This window comes from Candidatus Pelagibacter sp. PS_37, from assembly GCF_059417825.1.
On sequence record NZ_CM182067.1, the window covers coordinates 175,679 to 194,018 of the forward strand.

Consider the following 18,340-nt stretch of genomic DNA (forward strand, 5'->3'; position numbering starts at 1 on the left):
ATGACAACAAAAATATTTTGTGACATTGCAGAATTAAATTTAATAAAGAAATTTAATAAGAAAAAAATAGTTAAAGGTTTTACAACCAATCCCAGCTTAATGAGAAAAGCTGGAGCGAAAGATTACAAGTCTTACTCAAAGAAGATATTAAAAATTTGCAAGAATAAACCTGTTTCACTAGAGGTGTTTGCTGATGAATATAAAGAGATGAAAAAACAAGCTCTTCAGATTAATACCTGGGGAAAGAATGTTTATGTAAAAGTACCAGTTGCTAATTCTAAAGGAATTTTTATGGGTAAAATTATTAAAGAGCTTAACAATTTAGATATTAAGCTTAATATCACAGCAGTTTATAGTGCAAAGCAAACAGAAAAAATTCTAAAATTAATTAATAAGAAGACTAGAGTTATAATTTCAATATTTGCTGGTAGAGCAGCGGATACTGGTAAAGATCCAGTTCCAGAATTTAAAAAAAGTATAGCTTTAGCAAAAAAATTTAAAAATGTAGAGATACTTTGGGCGAGTGTTAGAGAGCCCTATAATTACTTACAAGCAAAACAATTGGGTTGTCATATTATTACTATTCCACCAACAACTATTGAAAAAATAGAAAATTTTGGAAAAACATTTGATCAACTAACAATAGAAACCGTTAAAGCATTTTTAGTTGATAGTAAAAAATCTAGGTTTAAAATTTAAGTAATTTGTCGAGAGGATTGGTTGCGGGGGACGGATTTGAACCGCCGACCTTCAGGTTATGAGCCTGACGAGCTACCAGACTGCTCCACCCCGCGGTATATTTAAATTCTATTTTTAAGCTTATTAAGCTTTTTAACTCTTTTAATGTTCTCTTGTAGAATTCTTTTTTTCTTTTCAGAAGGTTTTTCATAAACACTTTTTAATTTCACTACTTTAAAAAAACCATCTCTTTGTAATTTTCTTTTAAGCACTCTAAGTGCTTGTTCAATATTATTATCTTTAACTTCTATTTTCATAAATATTTTTTAAGAATGTTTAACTACCATTATATAATTTTGGTGTCTATTAAAATTATTCAATGTTTGAAACTTCTCTTGTTAGTTTTGCTTTCTCTTTTTCTTTTTTTTCTCTTTTTATTCTTCTTTCAGCTTTTTCAATAGCTTCGATTAGATCCTTTTGAGAAAATAGACCTAATGCTACAGGGTCTTTAGGATTTAAATTGTTATAATTCCAATAACTTTTATTTTTAATTGCAGTAACAGAAGCTTTTGTTATTCCAACTAGTTTTGCTATTTGTGAATCTTTTAATAAAGAATGGTGTTTAATTAACCATAAAGCTGAATCTGGTTTGTCTTGTCTTTTAGATAAAGGAATGTATTTTTTAATTTTTTTATCTTCAGTTGAAATTTCAATGTCAGTATTTTTTATCTGTAATTCTTTATTTTCATCTTTTGAAGCTAACTCAATTTCTTCTCTAGTAAGTTGACCTGATATAATAGGATTATAAGCCATTATTCCTTTTGCAACTTCACCATCTGCAATACCTTGCACTTCAACCTCGTGTAAATTACAAAACTTTGAAATTTGTTTGAAAGTAAGTGTTGTATTTTCTACTAACCAAACAGCTGTTGCCATTGGCATTAATGGTACGTTTGACATTTAATCTTTCTTTTCTGATCTGAAATTTTGGAATTTTTTATTGAATTTGCTCACACGACCCTTGTCCATTAATTTTTGTTTTCCACCTGTCCAAGCAGCATGAGATTTTGGATCGATTTCTAATTTTAAAACCTCTCCTTCTTTTCCCCAAGTTGATCTTGTCTCAAATTGAGTTCCATCAGTCATTTCTACTTTAATTGTGTGGTAGTTTGGGTGTATGTCTTTTTTCATATCGAGACTTATAGCAAAAGAATTTTATAAAACAATTAAAAGTTCTTTAATTTTTCAAGCATTTTGTCATTAATTGCCATACTAGAAGCTCTTATTTTGATGTTTTTATTTTGTGAGAGGTCAATTTCATTAATTAAGCCACCTGCTTCTTTTACCAATATTATACCAGCAGCTATATCCCACAAATTTAAATCATTTTGAAAATAACCATCATACCTACCAGCTGCAACATAGGCAATATCAAGTGCTGCACTTCCAGATTTTCTCAAAGGCAAATCAACTTCATTTTTAGTTATGCCGCCTGTAGCAAACAAGCAACTATTAAGCTCTCTTTTTTTTGATACTCTAATTCTTTGATTATTAAAGAACGCTCCACTTTCTTTTTCAGCATAAAACATTTCGTCTTTTATAGGATCATAAATTAATCCTGAAACTATTTCATCAACAGATTTTAAAGCAATTGAAATTGCAAAGTGAGGAACGCCATGCAAAAAATTAGTAGTGCCATCTATAGGGTCTATTATCCATGTATGTTCTTTATCTTTATTAGTTTCAGAACCTTCTTCTTCACTAATAATAGAATAGTAGGGTCTTGCTTTTTTTAACTCTTCTATAATTATTTTCTCAGCTTTTAAATCAGCATTTGATACAAAATCAGTAGGTCCTTTGATTGAAACTTGTAGTTTTTCTATTTCTCCAAAATCTCTAATTAAAGCTCTAGACGCTTTTTCTGCAGCCTTTATCATAACATTTAGATTGGCTGATATTGATTGCATATAATTTATATTTTTTTGACATATTCCATAGTTCTCGTATCGACTATGATTTTATCTCCGCTTTCAATAAATGGAGGGACTTGAATATTTACACCATTATCTAAAGTTGCGGGTTTATAAGAAGAGGAAACTGTTTGCCCCTTTAAAGCAACATCAGTTGTATCAACTGTGCACGTTACCTGATTAGGCAATTCAACTGTTAAAGGTTTTTCATTATAAAAACTTATACTGACTTCTAAGTTTTCAGTTAACATTTTACCTTTTTCTCCAATTGTTTCTTTTTTAATATTTATTTGTTCATAAGATTTTGGATCCATGAAATAATAATCAATTTCATCGCTATAAAGATAATTAAATTTTATTTCATCTAATGAAGCTTTTTCAACAGACTCACTTGATCTAAATCTTTCATTTAATTTTGTATTTTTGTTAACACTTTTCATCTCAACTTGGGCAAAAGCACCACCTTTGCCAGGTTTTACATGTTGTGTCTTTAAAACTTGCCAAAGATCATTTTTATATTCAATTAACATTCCAACTCTAATTTCACTTGCGTATAATTTCATTTTAATTTTCTAATAGCTTCTAATGGTTTGTATTTTTTATTATTCCAAATGTAGCCTGAAATAGCCAAAAAGTTAGCTTTATTCAATAAAAGTTTTTTATAATTACTAAGTTTTATACCTCCAATAGCTACAATTGGTAAGGAGGTTATTTTTTTAATAGATTTTAATACAGTTAAACTGGCTCTATATTTAACTGTTTTAGTTTTAGTTGCATAAAATGCACCAAAAGCTAAATAATCAGCACCATCATTAATTGCTTTTTTTGCTAGATTTATAGAATTATGACAGGTCACACCAATAATTTTGTTCTTTAATATTTTTCTAGCTTTTATTAAGTCCATATCTTTTTGACCTAAATGACAACCGTCTGCATTTAGTTTTTTAGCAAGTAAGGGATCATCGTTGATTAAAAATTTAACTTTGTACTTATTACAAATTTTTTTAATTTTTTTTCCAATAATTAGTTTATTTAAATTTGTTTCTTTTTTAAGCCTTAGTTGAAAAAAACTTATTTTTTTTGAACTTAATACAAGAGCTAAATAATTGTAAAAATTTTTATCAGATATTTTATTTGGAGAAATTAGATAAACAAATTTCTTATTTATTTTATTCTGCTTCAAGTTCTTTTGACCATTTACCTTGAGCTGCAAGTGTGCACATATTTGCTCTGTGGTTAAAGACTTTTTGAGTGCCACTAGTATTGTTAATATCTTTTGACCAAAATTTAAGAGCACTTTGTTGTAAGGCTCTACCATATGAATAAGTCATAATAAAATTTGTGTCATTATACTTATTAATTAAGTTTAAATTTTCTGTTGCTTCTACTTCTGTTTGTCCACCAGATAAAAAAGCAATTCCTGGTACATCTGTTGGTACATTTTCTTTTAAGCATTTTAGGGTAAGCTTTGCAACTTCTTCACTTGATATTTTCTTATCAGCAGTAGTTCCTGCTAAAATCATATTAGGCTTTAAAATTATTCCACTTAAATCTATTTTATTAATCATTAATTCTTCAAAGCATTTTTTAATAACTTCAGAAGTTTTATTAAAACAAGTTTCGGCAGAATGATCTCCATCCATTAATACTTCAGGTTCTACAATTGGAACCATTCCACATTCTTGGACTAAAGCTGAATATCTTGCCAGTGCATGAGCATTGGAGTGCATGGATAATTTGCTTGGATATTTATCTGAAATATTAAAAACACCTCTCCACTTTGTAAATCTTGCACCAAGTTTATAATAATCTTTTAGTCTTTCTCTTAAGCCATCCAAACCTTCTGTAATTTTTTCCTTATTAGACCCTGCTAGAACTTTTGCACCTGTATCGACTTTAATTCCTGGAACTGCTCCAGACTTAGAAATTAATTCTGGAATAGTCTGCTTAGAGTTAGATGTTTGGTTGATGGTTTCATCGTATAAAATAACACCACCAATAAAATCTTTCATACCACTTGATGAAAAGAGAGTTTCTCTAAATAAAAGTCTATTTTCTGGGCTGGAAGGTACATTAACTGACTCTAATCTTTTGGTCATGGTTCCATTGCTTTCGTCTGCTGCAAGGATTCCCTTACCATTAGACAATATTTTTAATGCAATTTTATTAAGTTCTGACATTTTAATTCAGAGCCTTTATACCAGGAAGTTCTTTACCTTCAAGATATTCTAAAAAAGCACCACCCGCAGTTGAAACAAAATTAAAATTATTAATTGCCCCAATACCATTCAAAAGAGAAACAGTATCACCACCACCTGCAACTGAGTAAATTGTATTATTCTTATTTTTTTCAATAATTTTTTTTGCTATTTCAATACTTCCTTTGGCAAAGTTAGGATTTTCAAAATAACCTGCAGGCCCATTCCATAAGATAGTACTACTTTCTTCAATTAATAAATTAATAGCTTTAATTGTCTTGGGACCAATATCTAAAATTAACTCATCTTTAGAAATATTATTTAGTTCCTTTATTTCAGCTGATCCTTCTAAGCTTTTTCCTACCACAACATCCTCAGGGTAAATTATCTTACAGTTTTCTTTTTTTGATAAAGAGAATATTTCTTCAATAATTTTATCACAATTATCTTCTTGAATAGATTTTCCAATTTCGTATCCTTTATTTCTAAGTAAATTATTAGCCATCCCACCAACTATTATAATATTATCAAATTTAGCAATTAAATTCTTAATGATATTAATTTTAGATGAAATTTTAGAACCACCTATGATGCATGTTATAGGTCTTTGAATTTCAGATGTAATTTTAGTTAGTGCATCAATTTCTAGATTTAATTGAAGGCCAGCGTATGAAGGAATAAATTTAGTGATTTCAAAAATTGAAGCATGAGCTCTATGCGAACATGAGAAAGCATCATTAACATAGATATCTGCTAAACTTGCTAAATGCTTTGCAAAGCCATTGTCATTTTTTTCTTCCTCTTCATAAAACCTAAGATTTTCAAGTGTTACAATTTTTTCATCTTGTTCATTAAATAAATCATTAGAATTAATTTCTTTTATATTTTTTGAAATTAATCGTATATTTTCATTTAGTTTATTTTTTAGATCCTCACATATTGGTTTAAGGGAGAGTTCACTTACAACTTTGCCCTTGGGTCTACCTACATGAGATAGTATTATTATCTTTGCTTCATTTTTTAATAAAAAATTAATAGTAGGTAAAATTTTATCTATTCGAGTGGTGTCAGTAATTTTTCCATTATCTAATGGAACATTTAAATCCAACCTAAGTAATACTTTTTTTTGATTAAGATTAGTCTCGTCTTGAATATTTCTCATTAAGAGACTTGATGAAGATGTTCTGCTATGTCACACATTCTATTTGAAAAACCCCATTCGTTATCATACCACGCTGAAATTTTTCCCATATTTTTACCAACCACATTAGTCAAAGATAAATCAACAATTGCTGAAGCTGAATTATGATTAAAATCAATTGAAACTAATTTTTCTAATGTAACTTCTAAAACTTTCTTTGATTGTTCTTTAGAGGCGATAGTAAATGCCTCATTAATTGTCTCTTTGCTCATCTCTTTTTTTGTACAAAAAACTAGCTCTATAAGGGAAACATTAGGAGTTGGCACTCTCATTGCAATGCCTTCAAGTTTTCCTTTCAATGAAGGTATAATTTCACCGATTGCTTTTGAAGCACCTGTGGAAGTTGGTACAATCGATTGACTAGCAGATCTTGCTCTTCTAGGATCTTTATGGGAATTGTCCAAAATTCTTTGGTCACTTGTGAAAGCATGAATAGTTGTCATAAACCCTTTTTCAATTTCAAAAGTTTCATTTAAAATGTTAGCCACAGGTGCAAGACAGTTAGTTGTACAAGAGGCTGCAGAAACAATTTGATCATCTTTTGTCAAAATATTTTCATTTACGCCATAGACAATTGTTTTATCTGCATTTTTGCATGGAGCTGAAACTATAACTTTTTTGGCGCCATTTTTTATATGAGCTAATAATTTTTCTTTTGAATTAAATTTTCCAGTACATTCAAAAACATAATCAACATCAAATTTTTTCCAGTTAATATCTTCAATTTTAGATTCTTGTGAAAATGTTATTTTATTATTATTAATAATTAAATGCTTTTCATCATAATCTAAATCTGCATTAAATTTACCATGAATAGAATCGTATTTAATTAAAGAACAGCTGGCTTCAGAATTTGATCGGTTATTGATATGTTTGATTTTTATGTTTTTGTTTTGGCTTTCAATGATAGCTCTAATTACCATTCTACCAATTCTTCCCATTCCATTGATACCAACTTTTATTGTCATATTTAACTCTTTATTAGTTTTTTTGTTTTTTGTGAAATATTTTGAACTGTTAATCCAAAATATTTATAAATTTCTTTGTAGGGTGCACTTTTACCAAATGTATCAATTCCAAAAGCTAAACCCTCAGTTCCAATATATTTTTTCCAGCAATCAGTTGAAGCTGCTTCAATAGATATTTTAAATTTTGTTTCATTAAGAATTTTTTTCTTATATGCTTTTGACTGCAAATCAAAAATATCCTGGCATGGTACTGATATAACCTTAGAATAAATTTTATCTTTGGCTAATTTATGGCTAGTCTCAATTGCTAAATTAACCTCAGAACCACTAGCAAATATTGTTAAATTAATTTTTTTATTTGTTCTTAAAGCCTCATAAGCACCTAAAGAGCATTTGTTCATATTTGAATATTTTTTTCTAATAGGTTCAAGGTTTTGTCTAGTTAAAGATAACACACTTGGTGTCTTCGAGTTTTTTAATGCTAGTTCCCAACACTCGATAGTTTCCATTCTATCGGCTGGTCTAAAAACATTTAAATTAGGAATAGATCTTAATCCGGACAGTTGTTCTATAGGTTGGTGTGTTGGTCCATCTTCCCCTAAGCCAATTGAGTCGTGGGTCATTATATAAATAACCCGTTGCTGCATCAAAGCAGATAAACGAATGGAAGGTTTACAATAATCAGAAAATATTAAAAAAGTTCCCCCATATGGAATAAATTTACTATGAAGTGCTAAACCATTCATTATTCCAGCCATGGCGTGCTCCCTAACACCATAGTGAATATAATCACCATTAAAATTAACAGAATTAATAGCATTATGATGTTTGGTTTTAGTGTTATTAGATCCTGCTAAGTCAGCTGAACCACCAATTAACGTATTATTTTCTCTCGTAAGAGCATTAAGAGTTAACTCAGAAGCTTTTCTTGAGGCTAGACTTTTGTTTTCTACAAGAGAATTTTGCTTTTCACTTTTTAAAGCTTTAGAGAAATTATTTTTAAAGACTTTATCAACTAAATTTTTTTTTCTTTTATAAATTTTACTCCATGCAGAATCAAGTTTTGCACCCTTATTACCAATTTTTCTCCATTCACTTAAAATATTTTTAGGAATTTCAAAAGGTTTATGTTTCCAATCTAATACTTTTCTAACTAATTTGATTTCATCTAAACCAATTGGACTACCGTGCGAAGAGGCTTTACCAGATTTATTAGGTGAGCCATAACCAATTTTTGTTTTGCATGAAATAACAGTTGGTCTTTTAGCATTTTGAACTTTTTTTAATGCTGAAAAAATTTCTCTTTCGTTATGACCATTTATTAGTAAGTAATCCCAACCATAACTTTCAAATCTCTTTTTGAAATTATCTGAAACTGCCAAGCTAGTTGGTCCATCAATAGATATTGAATTATTATCAAAAAGCATAACTAGATTTTTTAACTTTAAGTGTCCCGCTAAACTCATTGCTTCATGGCTAATGCCTTCCATTAAACATCCATCTCCAGCTAAAACATAAGTTTTATGGTTTATTATTTCTTTACCAAGTTTTTTCTTCAAAATTTCCTCTGCAATAGCGAAACCAACTGAATTAGCAATTCCTTGTCCAAGAGGACCTGTTGTAGTTTCAATACCAGAACCAGGGTGATACTCAGGATGACCTGCACAAATAGATTTTAATTGTCTAAAATTTTTAATATCATTTAAAGAAATACTTTTGTACCCAGTTAAATGTAATAAAGAGTAAAGAAGCATAGATCCATGACCAGCAGATAAAACAAATCTGTCTCTATTTATCCAGTTAGGATTTTTTGGATTAAATCTAAGAAAATTTTTAAACAAAACTGTTGCTACGTCTGCCATACCCATCGGCATTCCAGGATGACCCGAATTTGCCTTTTGTACAGCATCTATAGATAAAAACCTTATTGCGTTTGATAAATCTTTATGTAATTTGTTCAAAAATATCCTATCTAGACTTAGAAGACTCAATTTAATAATATAAATATATATATATGAAAACAGACAGTGAAAAAGAAAAAAAGCTCAGTTTTGCACTTAATAAATTAAAGAGTTTGAATTTACAAAACCCAACGCTAAAGTCTAATTTAGAAAACTTAAACATTCAAAAAAATCAATTAGAAATTGAAAAAAAACAAATAGAAGAAAAATATCAAAATTTAGAAAGTGAATACAAAGCTCTTAATCAAAAATTAGAAGATATTAAACAGCAAAAAATAGAAGAACAAAAAAAAGAGACAGAATTTTCAGAAAAAATAGATGAATTAAATCAAGAAACAGATACTTTATTAGAAGAAATAGACAAATGGCAAATGTAAATATTAAATTTAATGGCAAAGAGTTTCTTCTATCTTGTGATGATGGACAGGAAGAGCATTTAGAAGAATTGTTAACTCATATTAATGAAAAATTTAGCAGTTTAAAGAATGACCTTGGAAACATAGGGGAAAATAAACTTTTATTGATCACTTCAGTTCAAATAATGGATGAATATTTTGAAACTAAAAAAAAAGTAGAACAAAAAAAAACTGAATTACAGAATTTATCAAATAAATTTAGAGAATTGAAGTCATTAGTTTATGATTACAGAGATAGAAAAGAAGAAGAGATGAAGAAACTACAACAAGATCATGAAAGTTTTAAAAAAGAAATAGAAAAAAATAAAGAAGATTATGAAAAAATAATCGAAGCTGCAGCAGATGAAATTGAAAATTTTGTTGAAAAAGCAAATTTAGAAAATCCAATTCAATAGATTTGTGTTAAAATCTGAATTAAGAAAAAAAATTCTTAAAGTAAGAAAACAATTTAATACAAAAAATATTCAGCTCAACTTTAAGCAAATTGTAAAAATTCTTAAAAAAGAAAAGATAACCAATCAGATTATTATAGGTGGATACTATCCGATAAACTTTGAGATAGACGACTTGACACTATTAAGAAAATTTAAAAAGAATAAATTTAATATTTCTTTACCCATAATTAAGAAAAACTTTCAAATGGATTTTTATTCATGGTCATTTTCTGAGCCTTTAAAAATAAATAAATATGGAATACCTGAACCAGAAGCTAAAAATATAGTATACCCTGACGTTTTATTAATTCCCTTGGTAGCATTTGATAAAAATTTAAATAGACTTGGATATGGCGGTGGATACTACGATAGATTAATTGAAAAATTATCAAAAAAAAAAATATCATAAAGATAGGTTTAGCTTTTTCAATTCAAGAAATTGATAAAGTACCAACTAATATGTATGATCAAAAATTAGATTATATTGTAACAAATAAAAATATTATAAAATGAAAATACTCTTTTTAGGTGATGTAGTTGGCATTTCAGGACGGTCGATGATTTTGAATAATTTACTATCAAAAATTAAAGATGAAAAAATCGATTTTGTAGTTGTTAATGGTGAGAATGCAGCTGACTCAGGTGTTGGTCTTACAGAGGAAATATGTAAAGATTTTTTTAACTGTGGTGTAGATGTTATTACAACGGGCAATCATGTATGGGATCAAAAAGAAACAATGTCTCATATTGAAAAAGAAAATCGACTTCTTAGACCTAAAAATTTATTTGAACCATCTCCAGGAAAAGGCTTTGGAATATTTATTGCTAAAAATGAGATGAGAGTAGGAGTGCTTAATTTGATGGGAAATGTTTTTATGAAGAAATGTGAAGATGTATTTGAAGCAGCTGAAAAATTTATGAAAAAATATGAGCTTAAAGAAGATTATGATTTTTTATTAGTCGATTTTCATGGTGAAATAACAAGTGAAAAGTCAGCTATGGGACATTTTTTTGATGGTAAAGCAACATTGGTTGTTGGAACTCACACGCATATTCCAACAAATGATACTAGAATATTAAAAGGTGGTACTGCTTATCAAACTGATGCAGGAATGTGTGGTGATTATGACTCAGTTATTGGAATGAATAAAGAAAATTCAATTAATAGGTTTTTAAAAAAAAAGTCCACAAAACACTTTCCAGCAATTGGTGAAGCTAGTTTGTGTGGTGTGATTGTTGAATGTGATGTAGAAACAGGGTTAGCAAAAACTGTAAAAAATTTTATACATGGAGGAGAATTAAAAAATTCTCAATAATTATTATGTCGGGTCATTCAAAATGGGCAAGTATAAAACACTCTAAAGGAAAAGCAGACAAACAAAGATCTAAAGTATTTTCAAAATTATCTAAAGAGATAAGCGTAGCAGCAAAACTAGGTGATAAAGATCCTGCGATGAACCCAAGACTTAGATCTGCAATTCAAGCAGCAAAATCAGCCAACATGCCAAAAGATAATATTGAAAGAGCTATTGCTAAATCTTCGGTTAATTCTGAGACAAATTATGAAAATTTAAGATATGAAGGATTTGGTCCAGATAAAATAGCTGTAATTGTGGAAGCATTAACTGACAATAAAAATAGAACAGCTTCCAATGTTAGATCTATATTTGTAAAAAGTGGTGGCAATTTAGGTACTCAGGGATCTGCTTCACATAACTTTAATCAGTTAGGGATTATAAAAATTGATAAAAAAGAAATCTCAGATGAACAAATTTTTGAACTAGCAATTGAATCTGGCGCAGATGAGTGTATTTCAAATGATGAATTTCATGAAATTCAATGTCCTATGAGTGAAATTTATAATGTAAAAAAAAATTTAGAAAAAACAATTGCAAATTTTATTTCAACTGAGATTGAATGGGTTCCTTTAAATAGTGTAGATGTTGAAAAAGATAAAGTGGAAGCTGCAATAGAGTTTTTAGAAACATTAGAAGATGATGATGATGTTCAAAGTGTTTATTCAAATATAAATTTTAAGAATAGCTAATGCTTATTATTGGAATAGACCCAGGCATAACAGGTTCTATTTGTTTTTTTCAAGACGGTAAAATAATTGATGTTATTGAAATGCCCAATATGCCTGAAGGGAAAAAAAATAAAAAACAAGTTAATGGTGCTCAAATTTATTACGAAATTTCTTCAAGAATTAAGGATATAAAAAAGGAAGATATCAAAGTTATAATTGAACAAGTATCAGCTATGCCAGGTCAAGGTGTTACTAGTATGTTTAATTTTGGACAATCGTTTGGTATTTTAAAAGGAATTTGTTCTGCAATGCAATTACCGATGTATTTTGTAAGACCGACAAAATGGAAAAAGTATTTTAACCTTATTAATTCAGAAAAAGACGCTAGTAGAACAAAAGCAATAGAGGTATTTCCTTATTTTTCATCAGAGTTATCAAGAAAAAAAGACTCAAATAAAGCTGATGCGATATTGATTGCTAGCTTTTATTACGAAACTTATAAAATAGAAGAATAAATAAAGACTTTAAAAGTCAAATTCATGACACATTTAAGTGTGAAACCTTCAATATGGAAGCTGACATTACATCTCAAGCAGTAGGCCTTGCCTCAAATACCGATTTTTCCTTGTGGAGTTTATTTTTAAGAGCAGATTTTATTGTAAAGTCAGTAATACTTATGTTGATTGGCTGCTCTATATATTCATGGGCCGTTATTATTGAAAAATTTAGACTGTTTAAAAAAATTAATTTAGAGTCTGAGGAATTTGAAGAAAAATTTTGGAAATCAAAATCAGCCGAAACTTTTTACAATAGTTTGCCAGCTGATGTAGAAAACCCTACAGCTTTATTGTTTAAAGATACAATGCAAAGTTTATTAAAAGCCAAAAGTAAAACTAACCTAAATGAAAGAATGGCAAGCATACTTGAGGTTAATATTGAAAAACAAATTTCAAAAATAGACAAAGGTTTTACCTTTTTAGCAACAGTTGGTTCAACTGCACCTTTTATAGGTTTGTTTGGAACTGTATGGGGAATAATGAACTCATTCCAATCTATAGCAATCTCAAGAAATACAAGTTTGGCAATTGTAGCGCCAGGAATCGCTGAAGCCTTATTTGCAACTGCTCTTGGATTATTAGCTGCAATACCTGCGGTTGTTGCCTATAATAAATTTAATAACGACTCAAAAAAATATTCACAAAGATTAGAAAATTTTTCTAAAAGATTTTTATCAATAATATAAAATGGCTTTTAATCTCAAACGTTCATCAAAAGAGCCTATGAGCGAAATAAATGTCACTCCATTTGTTGATGTAATGTTGGTGTTATTAATTATATTTATGGTGACAGCACCATTATTAACAGTTGGAATACAAGTTGATCTACCCGAAAGCTCTGCTGACTCATTACCTGAAGAATTAGAACCATTAACATTATCTATAAACTCTAAAGGTGAAATATTTATTCAAGAATCTAAAGTTGAGTATGATAAAATTATTGCAAAGATTTTAGCTGTATCTAAAAATAGAACAGACACTAGAATTTATGTTAGAGGAGACAAATCGATAAACTATGGTAGAGTTTTAGAAATAATGGGAATGCTATCTGGCTCTGGCTTTACTAAAGTAGCATTAATTTCTGAGCCATATAAAGAGAGGTAACTAAAGTGAATAGAAATATTGTTATTTCTTTTGGGCTTCATATATTTCTTGTGGTAATCACAGCTATGAGCTTACCATTCCTTGCTAAAAAACCGATTGATCTTCCTCCGATTATATCAGTTGAGTTGATTCAAATCACAGACAAAACTAATATTCCTTTTGCACCAAAAGCAAAAAAAATAATAGAGAAAGTTAAAGAAAAAGAAAAAAAATTAGTTTCTGAACAGGCACCACCAAAAAAAATAAAAAAACAAAAGCCAGATGCTGTTCCATTGCCAGATGAAAAAATAGAAAAAATAAAGAAAATTAAAGATGAAAAACAAAACCCTGAAAAAGAAGAAACAGAAATTAAACAAATTTCAGAGTTTGAAAAAAAAGAACTATTTGACACTAATAGTATTGCTGCATTAATTGATAAATCTAAGACTGAGAGTGCAGAAACAAATAAAAAATCTAATCAAGTTACCCAAGATCAGGATAAAGATATGGATTTTTCTGGATTAACTTTAAGTGAAGAAGATGCACTAAAAGCTCAAATTTTTGGTTGTTGGAGTATTCCTCTAGGGTTGCCGTTTAACGAAGATTTATTAGTTAGAATTAAGTTACAATTAAAGCCAGATGGTTCTATTATAAAAACAGAGATTCTTGATCATGCTAGAATGAATAGGCCTGGACAAGGATTTTATAAAGTGTTAGCTGAAAGCGCATTAAGAGCTATAAAGCTTTGCCAACCTCTTAGAGTACCTAGTACAGGTTATGAAAGATGGAAAGATATGCAGCTGAACTTTGATGCTAGAGAAATGTTAGAAGGATAAAAATGTTATTAAGATATTTATTTATATTATTTATTATTATTCCCATTAAAGCTTTTGCTTTAATTGAAGTTGATATTACTAGAGGAAATTTAAATCCTTTACCAGTTGCTGTATCCCCTTTATCAATAGATAATAAATCAAAAGAAAATTTTAAAAAAATTTTAAAACAAGAAGATTTAGGATCAGAAATTTCAATAGTTGTTGAGAATAATTTAAGACAATCTGGTCTATTTAATCCACTAGACAAAAATGCATTTCTTCAAGAACCAGATGTGGCTAATTTAAAACCAAGGTTCGAGGATTGGAATTTAATTAAAGCACAAGCTCTAGTAACAGGCAAGGTTACATTTGTAGATGAAAAACTAAGAGTAGAATTTAGATTGTGGGATGTTTTAGCTGGAAAAGAAATGATGGCTTTGGCATTTACCACTGTTCCTAGTAACTGGAGAAGAGTAGGTCACATTATTACAGATAAGGTGTATGAACGCTTAACTGGAGAAAAAGGTTATTTTGATACTAGAATAATATATGTTTCTGAGGAAGGTCCTAAAACTAAAAGAATAAAAAAATTAGCAATAATGGACCAAGATGGCTTTAATAATAAATATTTAACACTTGGAAATGAATTAGTTTTAACACCAAGATTTAGCCCAACAAATCAGATGGTCACATATCTTTCTTATTTTAGAAATTTACCTAGGGTATATTTATTAGATATTGAAACTGGAATGCAAGAAGTAGTTGGAGATTTTCCTGGAATGACATTTGCTCCAAGGTTTTCACCTGATGGAAAAAAAATTATAATGAGTTTTGCTAAAGATGGCAATTCTGATATTTATACTATGGATCTTGAAAACAGAATTGTTGAAAGAATTACCAATCATCCATCAATTGATACATCACCCTCTTACTCACCAGATGGAAAAAAAATTACTTTTAACTCAGACAGAAGTGGCTACCAACAAATTTATGTAATGGATAGTAATGGAAAAAATGTTAAGAGAATCTCATTTGGGAATGGCTTGTATGGAACGCCAGTGTGGTCTCCAAGAGGTGATTTAATTGCATTTACAAAGCTTCATAAAGGAAAATTTTATATAGGAGTAATGAGAACAGATGGAACTGGTGAAAGACTGCTAACAGAGAACTTTTATCAAGAAGCTCCATCATGGTCACCAAATGGAAGGGTTCTTATCTTTTATAGAGAAACTAAGACTAACTCTAAAGGAGAAGGATTTTCAGCCAAATTATGGTCTATTGATTTAACAGGGTACAATGAAAAGATGGTTGAAACCGAAACTGATGCTTCTGACCCATCTTGGTCGTCTTTATTAAGCAATTAGTCTTAATTTTACTTGATTTTTAACTTGAAAGGTCTAATTAAATATGAAAAATATAAAGTATTACAAAACAAGGATCAAGGAGCAACAATGAACTTAAGCAAGATTTTAAAAAATGGATTTCTAATTATTTTAGCAAGTTTAGTATTAACTGCTTGTGCTACAAAAAAAACAACAACAGGACAAATGCAAGGTGATGTTTATACAGGAACAGATTCTGTTGAATATTTAGCTTCTGGTGTTCCAGATAGAGTTTTCTTTGCAACAAATGAAACTGTACTTACAACAGCTTCACGAGAAACTTTAAGAAAACAAGCTGCATGGTTAAGAAAAAATTCAGATATTAACGTTGTATTAGAAGGTCATGCTGATGAAAGAGGTACAAGAGAGTACAACTTAGCATTAGGTGAAAGAAGAGCTAATTCAGCAAAAGACTATTTAATGACATATGGAATTTCTTCAGAGAGAATTTCTGTATTAAGTTATGGTAAAGAGAGACCAGTAGATTCTGGATCTAACCCTTTAGCATGGTCTAAAAATAGAAGATCAGTTACTGTTAAAGCGAACTAATCAATTTAATAAATTATAAAAGACCCTATCACATTTGTGAATAGGGTCTTTTTTTTGCCATCATTATAATTACTACTCAATTTATTATGTTTAATTATAAAAAAATAATTCGATTAAAATTAATATTAGTCTTTATATTTTTTCCAAATATTATTTTTGCTGACAATCATAATGTAAATGAAATTTTAGAGTTAATTCAAAAAGATTTAAAAACCCTGGAAAAAGCTGTTTACTCAGGGTCAATTAATTCAAATAGTCAAACAGGCACAAACGAAAACTCTGAGGATGTTTTAACAAGACATCTTCTAAAATTGTCTGATGTTGAAAAACAATTTCAAGAACTGACTAATAAGTTTGAAGAAATTAATTTCAAGTTAGATAAATTATCAAATAGGCTTTCTAAGGTTCAAGCAGACAACCAAATTAGATTTCAAGATCTGGAAAATGCTTTATCATCTGGAGAAATTGGAAAAAAATTAACTTCAATACCAAAGGAACAAGTAGACAAAACTTTACCAGGCTCTTCACAACCTCAAGACTTAGGGTCTATTTCATATAAAGATACAGAAAGTGAAGAAACTAGTCAGCAAATACAATCAGTAGAAACTACTTCGTCAATAGTGACAGAAAACTTTGAATCAGAAAAAAATATACTTCCAAATGCTACTCCAGAAAAACAATATGAATTTGCAACTAGTTTTTTAAAGGTAGGTGATTACAGCACTGCAGAGAGAGCTTTTAGAGAATTTGTGATAAATAATTCAGAGCATAAATTGGCAGGTAATGCTCAATATTGGTATGCTGAAACGTTTAGAATAAGACAGCTTTATACAGATGCAGCTACTGCTTATCTTGAAGGATATCAAAAATATCCAAAAGGTGAGAAGGCTCCTATAAATTTATTAAAACTTGGTGTATCAATGGTTCAAATAGGAGAAAAAGAGCAAGGTTGTAAAATGATTGTGGGGGTTGAAGAGCAATATCCTAAAGCAAATCAATCTGTGCTTCAAAAAGCAAAATATGAATCAAAAAAGTTTGAGTGTTCAAAACAAAACTCATAAACAAATTCTTAGTTTTTTAAAAGATCGAAAAATCTCAAAGGTTTATAGTGAATTCTCTTCCTCTTTAAATTCTGAGGAAAATTTAGCAGTAGCAGTTTCGGGTGGACCCGATAGTTTAGCATTGGCTTACTTGGCTAAATGCTATTCAATAAAAAATAAAATAAAAGTTAAATTTTTTTTAGTTGATCATAGACTTAGAAATGAGTCGACAAAGGAAGCAACGTTAGTAAAAAAAATTTTACAAAAAATTGGTATTACATGCAAAGTATTAATCTGGAAAGGTAAAAAACCTTCTAGAAATATTCAATCTTTAGCAAGGGAAGCAAGATATTCTTTACTATCAAAAGAATGTAAAAAAAATAATATTAAGTACTTATTATTCGGACATCATTCAAATGATTTAGTTGAAAATTTTTTAATTAGAGTGGTTAGAGGGAGTGGACTAAATGGATTGGTATCTTTTAACAAAAGTGTAAAATATAAAGATGAAGATCTAAATATTTTAAGACCATTACTAAACTTAAAAAAAAATGATTTAATTAATATTTCTAAAATAGTATTTAAATTTTTTATAAAAGATCCATCTAATATTAATGAGATATACAAAAGAACAAGAATTAGAACTTTATTAGAATCTCTTGAAAAAGAGGGATTGGACTTAAAAAAACTAAAATTAACCATTGATAATTTAAGAGACTCAGACAAATCAATTAAGTTTTATGTTAACAAAAATTTGAAGGATAATTCTACACATATTAAAACAAAAGATACTTATATTTTAAGTCATAATTTTTTTGATCAATCGCATGAAGTTGTTTTTAGATCTTTGACATTTGTTATTCAAAAAATAGGAAAAAAATACTATCCTGTTAGAGGAAAAAGTATTAATGAACTGATTAACCGAATTATCCTAAAGACATTTTCAAAAATAACTTTAGGAGGTTGTTTTGTTGAAAGAGTTAACGAGACCATATTAATTTCAAGGGAAAACACTAATAAAGTTAAGGTTTTGTAACAATTTGACACTTGTTTAATTAATAA

General features: G+C 29.1%; 24 protein-coding genes and 1 tRNA gene. 14 read left to right on the forward strand and 11 right to left on the reverse strand.

Annotated elements, in window-relative coordinates; all coding sequences use genetic code 11:
• Complete coding sequence (locus AC5SL9_RS00930) at positions 1–699, forward strand: transaldolase family protein (protein ID WP_494574159.1); 699 nt, start codon at positions 1–3, stop codon at positions 697–699.
• Positions 700–717: 18 nt separating this feature from the next.
• Here the strand turns inward: AC5SL9_RS00930 and AC5SL9_RS00935 are convergent.
• The 11 genes from AC5SL9_RS00935 to tkt all read right to left on the reverse strand — a co-directional run bounded on the left by AC5SL9_RS00935 (position 718) and on the right by tkt (position 8,976).
• Positions 718–794 (reverse strand) — tRNA-Met (locus AC5SL9_RS00935).
• Positions 795–800: 6 nt separating this feature from the next.
• Positions 801–995, reverse strand: coding sequence for a 30S ribosomal protein S21 (gene rpsU / locus AC5SL9_RS00940; RefSeq protein ID WP_006997326.1), 195 nt, complete (start codon positions 993–995; stop codon positions 801–803).
• Between the two features lie 55 nt (positions 996–1,050).
• Positions 1,051–1,638, reverse strand: coding sequence for a DUF1013 domain-containing protein (locus AC5SL9_RS00945; RefSeq protein ID WP_011281790.1), 588 nt, complete (start codon positions 1,636–1,638; stop codon positions 1,051–1,053).
• On the reverse strand, positions 1,639–1,869 hold the full coding sequence (gene rpmE, locus AC5SL9_RS00950) for a 50S ribosomal protein L31 (RefSeq protein ID WP_271512504.1): 231 nt from the start codon (positions 1,867–1,869) through the stop codon (positions 1,639–1,641).
• A 35-nt stretch (positions 1,870–1,904) separates the two neighbouring features.
• A complete protein-coding gene (locus AC5SL9_RS00955; RefSeq protein ID WP_494574160.1) occupies positions 1,905–2,645 on the reverse strand; it encodes an inositol monophosphatase family protein in 741 nt (246 codons plus the stop codon).
• Between the two features lie 5 nt (positions 2,646–2,650).
• Entirely contained in the window at positions 2,651–3,211 is a 561-nt protein-coding gene (efp, locus tag AC5SL9_RS00960) for an elongation factor P (protein WP_494574161.1), read from the reverse strand.
• Positions 3,208–3,831 (reverse strand): thiamine phosphate synthase, encoded by a 624-nt coding sequence (gene thiE / locus AC5SL9_RS00965; RefSeq protein WP_006997321.1) that lies wholly within the window; start codon positions 3,829–3,831, stop codon positions 3,208–3,210. Before thiE ends, efp begins: the two co-directional genes overlap by 4 nt.
• Positions 3,818–4,828 carry a class I fructose-bisphosphate aldolase gene (locus AC5SL9_RS00970; RefSeq protein WP_494574162.1) on the reverse strand — a complete coding sequence of 337 codons (1,011 nt, stop codon included), beginning with the start codon at positions 4,826–4,828 and terminating at the stop codon, positions 3,818–3,820. Before AC5SL9_RS00970 ends, thiE begins: the two co-directional genes overlap by 14 nt.
• A gap of 1 nt (position 4,829) precedes the next feature.
• Entirely contained in the window at positions 4,830–6,008 is a 1,179-nt protein-coding gene (locus AC5SL9_RS00975; RefSeq protein WP_494574163.1) for a phosphoglycerate kinase, read from the reverse strand.
• A complete protein-coding gene (gap, locus tag AC5SL9_RS00980) occupies positions 6,008–7,015 on the reverse strand; it encodes a type I glyceraldehyde-3-phosphate dehydrogenase (RefSeq protein WP_494574164.1) in 1,008 nt (335 codons plus the stop codon). The genes AC5SL9_RS00975 and gap overlap by 1 nt, the downstream gene beginning before the upstream one ends.
• Before the next feature lie 2 nt (positions 7,016–7,017).
• Entirely contained in the window at positions 7,018–8,976 is a 1,959-nt protein-coding gene (gene tkt / locus AC5SL9_RS00985; protein WP_494574165.1) for a transketolase, read from the reverse strand.
• A 53-nt stretch (positions 8,977–9,029) separates the two neighbouring features.
• Here tkt and AC5SL9_RS00990 point away from each other — a divergent pair, with 53 nt between their 5' ends.
• The 13 genes from AC5SL9_RS00990 (at position 9,030) to tilS (ending at position 18,314) form a co-directional block, all read left to right on the forward strand.
• Positions 9,030–9,353 (forward strand): 5-formyltetrahydrofolate cyclo-ligase, encoded by a 324-nt coding sequence (locus tag AC5SL9_RS00990; RefSeq protein WP_494574166.1) that lies wholly within the window; start codon positions 9,030–9,032, stop codon positions 9,351–9,353.
• On the forward strand, positions 9,341–9,787 hold the full coding sequence (locus AC5SL9_RS00995) for a cell division protein ZapA (protein WP_494574167.1): 447 nt from the start codon (positions 9,341–9,343) through the stop codon (positions 9,785–9,787). Before AC5SL9_RS00990 ends, AC5SL9_RS00995 begins: the two co-directional genes overlap by 13 nt.
• A 4-nt stretch (positions 9,788–9,791) precedes the next feature.
• Positions 9,792–10,235 carry a 5-formyltetrahydrofolate cyclo-ligase gene (locus AC5SL9_RS01000; protein WP_494574168.1) on the forward strand — a complete coding sequence of 148 codons (444 nt, stop codon included), beginning with the start codon at positions 9,792–9,794 and terminating at the stop codon, positions 10,233–10,235.
• A 100-nt stretch (positions 10,236–10,335) separates the two neighbouring features.
• Positions 10,336–11,142 carry a TIGR00282 family metallophosphoesterase gene (locus tag AC5SL9_RS01005; protein ID WP_494574169.1) on the forward strand — a complete coding sequence of 269 codons (807 nt, stop codon included), beginning with the start codon at positions 10,336–10,338 and terminating at the stop codon, positions 11,140–11,142.
• A gap of 5 nt (positions 11,143–11,147) precedes the next feature.
• On the forward strand, positions 11,148–11,873 hold the full coding sequence (locus tag AC5SL9_RS01010) for a YebC/PmpR family DNA-binding transcriptional regulator (protein WP_018413878.1): 726 nt from the start codon (positions 11,148–11,150) through the stop codon (positions 11,871–11,873).
• Positions 11,873–12,367 carry a RuvC family protein gene (locus AC5SL9_RS01015; RefSeq protein ID WP_271742019.1) on the forward strand — a complete coding sequence of 165 codons (495 nt, stop codon included), beginning with the start codon at positions 11,873–11,875 and terminating at the stop codon, positions 12,365–12,367. Before AC5SL9_RS01010 ends, AC5SL9_RS01015 begins: the two co-directional genes overlap by 1 nt.
• A 53-nt stretch (positions 12,368–12,420) precedes the next feature.
• Positions 12,421–13,095, forward strand: coding sequence for a protein TolQ (tolQ, locus tag AC5SL9_RS01020; protein WP_018413880.1), 675 nt, complete (start codon positions 12,421–12,423; stop codon positions 13,093–13,095).
• 1 nt (position 13,096) lies between these two features.
• Positions 13,097–13,513, forward strand: coding sequence for a protein TolR (gene tolR / locus AC5SL9_RS01025; protein WP_006997309.1), 417 nt, complete (start codon positions 13,097–13,099; stop codon positions 13,511–13,513).
• Between the two features lie 5 nt (positions 13,514–13,518).
• The gene (gene tolA / locus AC5SL9_RS01030) at positions 13,519–14,328 is read left to right on the forward strand and encodes a cell envelope integrity protein TolA (protein ID WP_271617246.1); all 810 of its coding nucleotides are present in this window, start codon (positions 13,519–13,521) and stop codon (positions 14,326–14,328) included.
• A gap of 2 nt (positions 14,329–14,330) precedes the next feature.
• Positions 14,331–15,671 carry a Tol-Pal system beta propeller repeat protein TolB gene (tolB, locus tag AC5SL9_RS01035; protein WP_006997307.1) on the forward strand — a complete coding sequence of 447 codons (1,341 nt, stop codon included), beginning with the start codon at positions 14,331–14,333 and terminating at the stop codon, positions 15,669–15,671.
• Between the two features lie 24 nt (positions 15,672–15,695).
• Positions 15,696–16,238, forward strand: a complete 543-nt coding sequence (gene pal / locus AC5SL9_RS01040; RefSeq protein ID WP_006997306.1) for a peptidoglycan-associated lipoprotein Pal — start codon at positions 15,696–15,698, stop codon at positions 16,236–16,238.
• Positions 16,239–16,324: 86 nt separating this feature from the next.
• Positions 16,325–17,299, forward strand: a complete 975-nt coding sequence (gene ybgF / locus AC5SL9_RS01045; protein WP_006997305.1) for a tol-pal system protein YbgF — start codon at positions 16,325–16,327, stop codon at positions 17,297–17,299.
• Entirely contained in the window at positions 17,259–18,314 is a 1,056-nt protein-coding gene (tilS, locus tag AC5SL9_RS01050) for a tRNA lysidine(34) synthetase TilS (protein ID WP_494574170.1), read from the forward strand. The genes ybgF and tilS overlap by 41 nt, the downstream gene beginning before the upstream one ends.
• Positions 18,315–18,340: the final 26 nt, after the last annotated feature.